The sequence below is a fragment of the Nocardia coubleae NBRC 108252 genome (assembly GCF_001612805.1).
Classification (GTDB): Bacteria; Actinomycetota; Actinomycetes; order Mycobacteriales; family Mycobacteriaceae; genus Nocardia; species Nocardia coubleae.
On sequence record NZ_BDBD01000021.1, the window covers coordinates 275,296 to 284,104 of the forward strand.

The 8,809-nt window shown below is 69.5% G+C and carries 5 protein-coding genes; all 5 read right to left on the reverse strand.

What is annotated here, in order from left to right; translation table 11 throughout:
• Positions 1–6 precede the first annotated feature (6 nt).
• Positions 7–3,138 carry a translation initiation factor IF-2 N-terminal domain-containing protein gene (locus NCO8_RS24115; protein WP_067642364.1) on the reverse strand — a complete coding sequence of 1,044 codons (3,132 nt, stop codon included), beginning with the start codon at positions 3,136–3,138 and terminating at the stop codon, positions 7–9.
• Between the two features lie 496 nt (positions 3,139–3,634).
• Positions 3,635–4,051, reverse strand: a complete 417-nt coding sequence (gene ndk, locus NCO8_RS24120; RefSeq protein ID WP_067486226.1) for a nucleoside-diphosphate kinase — start codon at positions 4,049–4,051, stop codon at positions 3,635–3,637.
• Between the two features lie 46 nt (positions 4,052–4,097).
• On the reverse strand, positions 4,098–4,496 hold the full coding sequence (locus tag NCO8_RS24125; protein WP_067642365.1) for a DUF4233 domain-containing protein: 399 nt from the start codon (positions 4,494–4,496) through the stop codon (positions 4,098–4,100).
• 44 nt (positions 4,497–4,540) lie between these two features.
• Complete coding sequence (gene folC / locus NCO8_RS24130; RefSeq protein WP_439951695.1) at positions 4,541–6,028, reverse strand: bifunctional tetrahydrofolate synthase/dihydrofolate synthase; 1,488 nt, start codon at positions 6,026–6,028, stop codon at positions 4,541–4,543.
• Positions 6,025–8,703, reverse strand: coding sequence for a valine--tRNA ligase (locus NCO8_RS24135; RefSeq protein WP_067642366.1), 2,679 nt, complete (start codon positions 8,701–8,703; stop codon positions 6,025–6,027). The genes folC and NCO8_RS24135 overlap by 4 nt, the downstream gene beginning before the upstream one ends.
• Positions 8,704–8,809 lie beyond the last annotated feature (106 nt).

An 8,809-nucleotide genomic window follows, 5' to 3' on the forward strand; every position in this document is an offset into this window, starting at 1 on the left:
GTCACCTCAGTTCGATTCCGGCGCAGGCGCGCCCGCCGGACGTGCCACCGCACGCCTGCGCGGCTTGCGCTGCGGGACGACGACGGGTTCGGCGTCGAAGTCCACGACGGCTGCCGCGGGCGGCTGCTCGTTCGCCGAGACGACGAACACCGCGCCCGCGCTGTCGGCGGCCGGAGCCGCCGTCGAACGGGCTACCCGACGCCTACGCGGCGCCCTGGCGGCCGGTTCCTCGGTCACCGGTGCGGGTTCCTCGGCGACGGGAGCGGCGGGCTCCTCGACGGGTTCCTGGGCGAGCGAGGACGATTCGACGGGCTCGACCGTCGGCGCCTCGTCGGCCGGGGCGGGCGTGACGACGACCTCCTCGACCACCTCGTCCTCGGCCGGGACGACCCCGGTCAGCGCGGGGCTGTCGATCGCGGTCTCGGTCTGCGCGGCGCGGTTGGACCGCCGCGACCGGGACCGGGAGCGCGAGCGGGTCGGCTCGGGAGCCGGCTGCTCGGTCTCGACCTCGGCCTGCACTGTCTCGCCGTCCTCGTCGCCGTGGTGGGCGGCCATCGCCAGCGCGACCGGGTGGGCCCGCTTGACAGCGATGTCCTCCTCGTCGTGCTCGGCGACCGGAGCGGTGCCGTTGGTGGCCGGTGCGGCCGTCTGGGCGGGCTTGGTGTCGCGGTCCTTGTCCTTGCCGCGACGACGCCGCGAACCGCTCTCCTTGCCGCGCGGTTCCTCGATGCCCGACCCGGAATCGACCGGGTAGGAGTGCACGAGGATGCCGCGGCCGTGGCAGTGCTCACAGGTGGTGGAGAACGCCTCGACCAGGCCGGTGCCCAGCTTCTTGCGCGTCATCTGGACCAGGCCCAGCGAGGTGACTTCCGACACCTGGTGGCGGGTGCGGTCGCGACCGAGCGCCTCGGTGAGGCGGCGCAGCACCAGATCGCGGTTGGACTCGAGCACCATGTCGATGAAGTCGACGACGATCATGCCGCCGATGTCGCGCAGCCGCATCTGGCGAACGATCTCCTCGGCCGCTTCCAGGTTGTTCTTGGTGACGGTCTCCTCGAGGTTCGAGGAGCCGGAACCGGTGAACTTGCCGGTGTTGACGTCGACGACGGTCATCGCCTCGGTGCGGTCGATCACCAGGGTGCCGCCCGAGGGCAGCCACACCTTGCGATCCAGAGCCTTGGCCAGCTGCTCGTCGATGCGGTAGGCGTCGAACACGTCGACACCGTTGTTCTCGTGCCGGTTCACCCGCGGCAGCAGGTCGGGGGCGACGGTTCGCACGTAGTTCTCGACGGTGCTCCACGCGCGCTCACCCTCGATGACCAGCTTGGCGAAGTCCTCGTTGAACAGGTCGCGGATGACCTTCACCAGCATGTCCGGCTCTTCGTAGAGAGCCTTGGGCGCGTCCTTGGCCGCGTTCTTCGAGGCCTCTTCGATGGTGCGCCAGGTGGCCTGCAGCCGTTCCACGTCGCGCGCCAGCTCGGGCTCGCTCACGCCTTCGGAGGCGGTGCGGATGATGACGCCGGCGTCGGCGGGCACGATCTCGCGCAGGATCTCCTTGAGCCGCTTGCGCTCGGTGTCGGGCAGCTTGCGGCTGATGCCGGTGGAGGTGCCACCCGGCACGTACACCAGGAAGCGACCGGCGAGGGAGATCTGGGTCGTCAGGCGGGCACCCTTGTGGCCGACCGGGTCCTTGGAGACCTGGACCAGCACTGTGTCGCCCGGCTTGAGCGCCTGCTCGATCTTGCGTTCCTTGCCGCCCAGACCGGCGGCCTCCCAGTTCACCTCACCGGCGTAGAGCACACCGTTGCGGCCGCGGCCGATGTCGATGAACGCGGCCTCCATGCTCGGCAGCACGTTCTGCACCTTGCCCAGGTACACGTTGCCGACCATCGATGCCTGACCGGAGCTGGTCACGAAGTGCTCGACGAGGATGTTGTCCTCGAGTACCGCGACCTGCGTGGTGGTCTGGTGACCCGGTGCGTGTTCGGCCGGGTCGAACGCCTTCTCGCGCACGACCATCACCCGGTCGACGGCCTCGCGACGGGCGAGGAACTCCGACTCGGTGAGGATCGGCGGACGGCGGCGGCCCGCGTCGCGGCCGTCGCGGCGGCGCTGACGCTTGGCTTCCAGGCGGGTGGAACCGGAGATGCCCTGCACCTCGTCGGAGGCACCGGTCCGGCTGCGGCTCTTGTTGCGCGGCTCGCGCTCGTGCACGACCGTGTTCGGCGGGTCGTCCTCGGCGGCGGCGTCGGTGTCGGCGGACTCCCCGCCGACCTTGCGACGGCGACGGCGCCGACGGCGGCGGCTCGCGCCCTCGGGCTGGTTGTCGTCGTCTTCGTCGGTGTCGTCGGACTGCTCGGCCTCGGCCGGGGCGGGCTGCTCGGCGGCGGGCTCGTCCTCGGTGTCGTGATCGTCGGAGTCGTTGTCCTCGCCGTCGGCGGACTGCTCGCCACGGCCGCGACCGCGACCACGGCGCCCGCGGCGACGGCGGCGCGGCTGCCCGTCGGCGTCGTTGTCGCTGTCGGAATCGGTATCGGTGTCACCGGACTGGTCGGTGGCCTCGGTCTCGTCGAGCGCCTCGGGCTCCTCGACGGGCTCTTCCACCTTCTTGGGCGCGCGTTCGGCGCGACGGCGCTTGCGCGCCTCTTCGGCGGCGCTCGCGTCGGGCGGCAGGAACAGCGGCATGCCGACCGAGGGCGCCTCGAAGGCCACCGGTTCGGGGGCCGGTTCCTCGGTCGCCCGGTGCGTGAACAGCCCGGTGTGGGCGTCGTCGGCCATCGGGGCGAACACCTCGTCGGGGCGCGCGACTTCGGGCGCGGAGAACAAGGTGGTGGTCGGGTCGGCCGGCTGCTCGGCGACGGGTGCGGTGGCTTTCTTCCTACCCCTGGTGGTCGGGGCGGGTGCCGGGGGTTCGCCGGTCTCGGCGTCGGCGGCGGCGATCGCGTCGCGTACGGTCTCGGCGACCGCCCGGTCGACATTGGATTGCACGCTGCGCGCCTCGGCGCCCAGCTCGGCCAACTTGGCCAGGATGCGCTTGCTGGTCACTCCCAGTCGTTTGGCCAGTGCATGAACTCGAATTCGCTCCGGCAATTGATCGGCATCCTGTTGTGTTGTGTCCAGCGGCTCTTGTTCGGCCACGAAGTCTCCTCGGGCCCCCGGGCGCGTCCATCCCCGGTACGGGAGTGACGCGGCCGGCGCGGGGGCATCGTCCGTGCACCTCGTACCCGATGGTACGAGGGTCATCTGGTCTCGCCCCGCGTATCCGGTCGCGCCTGGAATCGATCATCTGGCGGGCCAACCGGTCACGCGGCGCCTGGCTGTACGGCGTGACGCCGCGCGCTGAGGCGCTCATCCAGCGTGCCCGGCAACCCCAGCAACAGGGTTGTCCATGGCAGCGATGATCGGCATCCAACTGCGGTGTCATCCGGTCATGTCCGTCGCCGCTGCCGCGTACCTGCGCGTCAGGCTGTCACCGACCGCCCTGGTGGGGCTTCGATGACATCGGTATCGAACACATCCGTCTTCAGTATCCCATATGGTTCGCGCGGTGATCGCCATCGGCGCAACTCGCGCGCGGAACCGTCACTCGAGCCCGTCGCGTCCGAACCGGACGCGACGAGCGAGGACAGCACGGTCAAGCAGGGAATTCGGGGAACCAGAGCGCGATCTCACGCTTGGCGGACTCGGGCGAGTCGGAGCCGTGAACGAGGTTGTACTGGGTCTCGAGGCCGAAGTCGCCGCGGATGGTTCCGGGGACGGCCTTCTCGACCGGGTCGGTGCCACCGGCGAGCTGACGGAACGCCGCGATCGCGCGCGGGCCCTCGAGCACGGCCGCGACGACCGGGCCGGAGGTGATGAATTCGATCAGCGAACCGAAGAACGGCCGCTCGGCGTGTTCGGCGTAGTGCTCGCCCGCCAGTTCGGCGGACACGTTCTTCAGCTCCAGCGCCTTGATGGTGAGGCCCTTGCGCTCGATGCGCGCCAGGACCTCGCCGACGAGGCCACGGGAGACACCGTCCGGCTTGATGAGTACCAACGTCTGCTCAGTCACGCGCTAACCCTAGCGTCGGGTAGGCGTCCACGCCGAACGACCCCGTTCAGGACTGGGTCCGCCGCATCCGCTGGCTCGGCAACAACCCGGCGTCCATGCGTCGCTGCACGTCGGCGCGCAGCAGCAGGATGAATGCCCACACGGCCGCGAATACCAGCCCGATGATCCCGATCGACAGGTGGATGAACGTTCCCGCCAGCACCAGGACCTGCAGCCCGAGGTTGAACGGGATGGCCCACGGCTTGCGCTGCAATCCGGCGCCGAGAATCATCAGCAGCGCCAGGACCACCAGATAGGTGCCCGAGAACCAGGTCACCCCGCCGCCGACCGAACCCACGACCGGCAGTGCCAGCAACACCACGATCGCCTCGAGGATCAGCGTCCCGGCCATCACCCCCCGGAATCCCTTCCAGGGATCGGTAGCGGGCGGGGGTACCTCACTCATGCTCGATCCGTTCGGCGCGCTCGCGTCGTTTTCCGGCTGACCACTCACGCCGGCCCCTTCCCGAACAGGGCGCGGGCGGCGCCGGCGGTGACCACCGATCCGGTGACGATCACGCCCGCACCCGAGATCACATCGCCGTCGTCGCCTGCCTGTTCGGCCAGGGCGATCGCCGACTCCAGGGCGTCGGGCAGGGTGTCGGCGGTGATCACCCGCTCGTCGCCGAAACGCTGGACGGCCAGGTCGGCGAGGGTGTCCACATCCATGGCGCGCGGCGACCCGTTGCTGGTGACGACGATCTCGTCGAACACCGGTTCCAGGGCGTCGAGGATGCCCGCCGCGTCCTTGTCGCCGAGGACGGCGACCACACCGACCAGCTTGCGGAAGTCGAATTCGCCGGTGAGCGTGTTCGCCAGCGCCTGCGCGCCCGCCGGGTTGTGGGCGGCGTCGACGAAGATGGTCGGCGCGTTGCGCATCCGTTCCATCCGTCCGGGACTGGTGACGGCCGCGAATCCGGCGCGCACGGCTTCGATGTCGAGCTGACGCTCGGCACCCGCCCCGAAGAACGCCTCGACGGCGGCCAGCGCGAGGGCGGCATTGCGGGCCTGGTGTTCGCCGTGCAGCGGCAGGAAGATCTCGTCGTAGACGCCGCCGAGCCCCTGCAGGGTCAGCAGTTGGCCGCCGATCGCGACGGCCCGTTCCAGCAGCCGGAATTCGGCGCCTTCGCGCGCGACCGCCGCGTCGGCCTCCACGGCCCGGCGCAGCAGCACGTCCATCACCTCGGGGGCCTGTTCGGCGATCACCGCGACGGTGTCGACCGGAACCAGAGCTTCCTTGGCGCGCTTGATGATTCCCGCTTTTTCCTTGGCGATCGACTCGAGGTCGGGGCCGAGGTACTCGGTGTGGTCCAGGCCGATCGGGGTGATGACGGCGACCTGGCCGTCGATCACGTTGGTGGCGTCCCAGGTACCGCCCATGCCGGTCTCGACGACGGCCACGTCGACGGGTGCCTCGGCGAACGCGGCGTAGGCCATGCCGGTGAGCACCTCGAACTTGCTCATCGCCGGGCCGCCCGCCTCGGCGGAGCGCTTGTCGATCATGTCGATGTACGGCGCGAGCTCGTGGTAGGTCTCCACATACCGGGCGGGGCTGATCGGCGCGTTGTCGATGCTGATCCGCTCGGTCGCCAGCTGCAGGTGCGGGCTGGTGATCCGGCCGGTACGCCGGTGCAGGGCGGTGAGCAGCGCGTCGATCATCCTGGTCACCGAGGTCTTGCCGTTGGTGCCCGCGATGTGGATGGCCGGGTAGTTGTGCTGCGGGTTGCCGAGCAGATCCATCAGGGTGCTGATGCGCGTGAGCGACGGCTCGATCTTGGTTTCCGGCCAGCGTTTGTCGAGTTCGGCTTCGACGAGCGCCATTTCGGCCAGCTCGACCGGCGACGGGCCGGTGCCGAGCTGGGCCGGGCGGTAGTCGTCACCGCCGAAGCCTGCCTCCTCGGGGCCGAGATCGCCGTCGTCGGGGCCGAGGTCGCTCATTTGGCGCTCAGCTCCGCCAGGCGCGCGCTGATCCGGGCGACCTCCGCGGTGGCCACCTCGCGGCGAGCGGTGATCTTGTCGACCACCTGCTGCGGCGCCTTGGCCAGGAACGCCTCGTTGGCCAGTTTGGCGGTGGTCTGGTCGAGGTCCTTCTGCGCGACCGCGAGATCCTTTTCCAGCCTGCGCCGTTCGGCGTCGAGGTCGATGGCGCCGGAGGTGTCGAGCTGGACGGTCACCGTGCCCGTGGACAGGCGGACCTCCACCTCGGCGGTGGTCGCGAAGTCGTCACCGGGTTCGGTGAGGCGGGCCAGGTTCGCCACCGACGCCGCGAAACCGGCGAGTCCGGCTTCCTCGATGCCGACCAGCGTGGCCTTCACCTTCTGCTTGTCCGCCAGGCCTTGATCGCCACGGAAGCGGCGGATCTCGGTGATGAGCCGCTGCGCGTCGGCGACCCGCTGGGCGGCCCGCTCGTCGGCGGCGACGCCACTGGCCTGCGGCCACGGCGCGACCACCACCGATTCACCGCCGGTGAGCGCCTTCCAGAGGGTCTCGGTGACGAACGGGATCACCGGATGCAGCAGGCGAAGCACCGCGTCGAGCACGTTGCCGAGGATCACCGAGGTGCTCTCGGCGCGCGCATCGGACTCGGCGAACTGCACCTTCGACAGTTCCAGGTACCAGTCGCACAGTTCGTCCCAGGCGAAGTGGTACAGCGCCTCGCAGGCTTTGCCGAATTCGTAGGAATCGAACGCGGAATCGACATCGGCGCGGACCTGGTCGAGCCGGTCGAGGATCCAGCGGTCGGCGTCGGTGAGCGTCTCGCGCGCGGGCAGGTCGCCGGTGCGGGCACCGTTCATCAGCGCGAACTTGGTGGCGTTGAACAGCTTGGTGACGAAGCTGCGCGAGGCGAGCGCGTGCGACTCACCGACCGAGAGGTCGCCGCCGGGCTGGGCGCCGCGGGCCAGGGTGAAGCGCAGCGCGTCGGCGCCGTAGGAGTTGATCCAGTCCAGCGGGTCGATGCCGTTACCGCGCGACTTCGACATCTTCTTGCCGTGCTGGTCGCGGATGAGGCCGTGCAGGAACACGTCTTCGAACGGGACCTGCTTCTGCCCGCCCTTGCCTGCCGTCAGCACCGGATCGTCGCTGACGTACATGCCGAACATCATCATCCGGGCCACCCAGAAGAACAGGATGTCGTAACCGGTGACGAGCACGCTGGTCGGATAGAACTTCGCCAGCTCGGGGGTCGCGTCGGGCCAGCCCATCGTGGAGAACGGCCACAGACCCGAGGAGAACCAGGTGTCGAGCACGTCGGGGTCCTGCACCCAGCCCTCGGGGGCCTGCTCGTCCGGGCCGAGGCAGACGATCTCGCCTTCGGGCCCGTACCAGATCGGGATGCGGTGGCCCCACCACAGCTGACGCGAGATGCACCAGTCGTGCATGTTGTCGACCCAGTCGAACCAGCGCGGTTCCTGACTGGCCGGATGGATCTTCACGTCACCGTCGCGCACCGCGTCGCCCGCGGCTTTCGCCAGGGTGTCGACCTTGACCCACCACTGCATCGACAGGCGCGGCTCGATCGGCTCGCCGGAGCGCTCCGAGTGACCGACCTGATGCTTGTAGGGGTACTTGCGCCCGACGATGCGGCCCTCGGCCTCGAGGCGTTCGCGGATCTTCACGCGCGCCTCGAAACGGTCCATGCCGTCGAATTCCGTTCCGGTGTCGGCGATCCGGCCCGACTTGTCCATGATCGTCGGCATCGGCAGGCCGTGGCGCAGACCGAGTTCGAAGTCGTTGGGGTCGTGGGCGGGGGTGATCTTCACCGCGCCGGAACCGAATTCCGGGTCGACGTAGTCGTCGGCGACGATCGGGATCTGACGGCCGGTGATCGGGTGGTACAGCGTGGTGCCGATCAGCGCCTTGTACCGCTCGTCGTCCGGGTGGACGGCCACGGCGGTGTCGCCGAGCATCGTCTCCACCCGGGTGGTGGCCACGATGACGTGCGGTTCGTCGTCGTTCAGGGAGCCGAAGCGCATGCTCACGAGCTCGCCGTCGACCTCCTTGTGGTCGACCTCGAGGTCGGAGATGCCGGTCTGCAGCACGGGCGACCAGTTCACCAGCCGCTCGGCGCGGTAGATCAGGCCCGCGTCGTAGAGCCGTTTGAAGATGGTCTGCACGGCGCGCGAGAGCCCGTCGTCCATGGTGAACCGGTCGCGGCTCCAGTCGACACCGTCACCGAGGCGGCGCATCTGCCCCTGGATCTGGCCGCCGGACTCGCGCTTCCAGTCCCACACCTTGTCGATGAACAGCTCGCGGCCGAAGTCCTCTTTGTTCTTGCCGTCGACGGCGAGCTGCTTCTCCACCACGGTCTGGGTCGCGATGCCCGCGTGGTCCATGCCCGGCAGCCACAGCACCTCGTACCCCTGCATCCGCTTGCGGCGGGTGAGCAGGTCCATGAGGGTGTGGTCGAGCGCGTGCCCCATGTGCAGGGTGCCGGTGACGTTCGGCGGCGGCAGCACGATGGAGTACGCGGGCTTGGCCGAGGTGGCGTCGGCGGTGAAGTACCCGGCGTTTACCCAGCCCTCGTACAGGTCGGCCTCTACCTCGCTGGGATTCCAGCTCTTGGGCAGGGCATCGGCACGATTACGCGAGTTGTCTGGGGCTGCGCTGGTCACGCCCCAATCCTAAGGGGAACGGACAACCGCGTTTCCCCCCGCCTCACCCACCACAACAGAACCCCCCAGCCGCACCTCGACCGCCCCAGCCACACGGCACCACTCG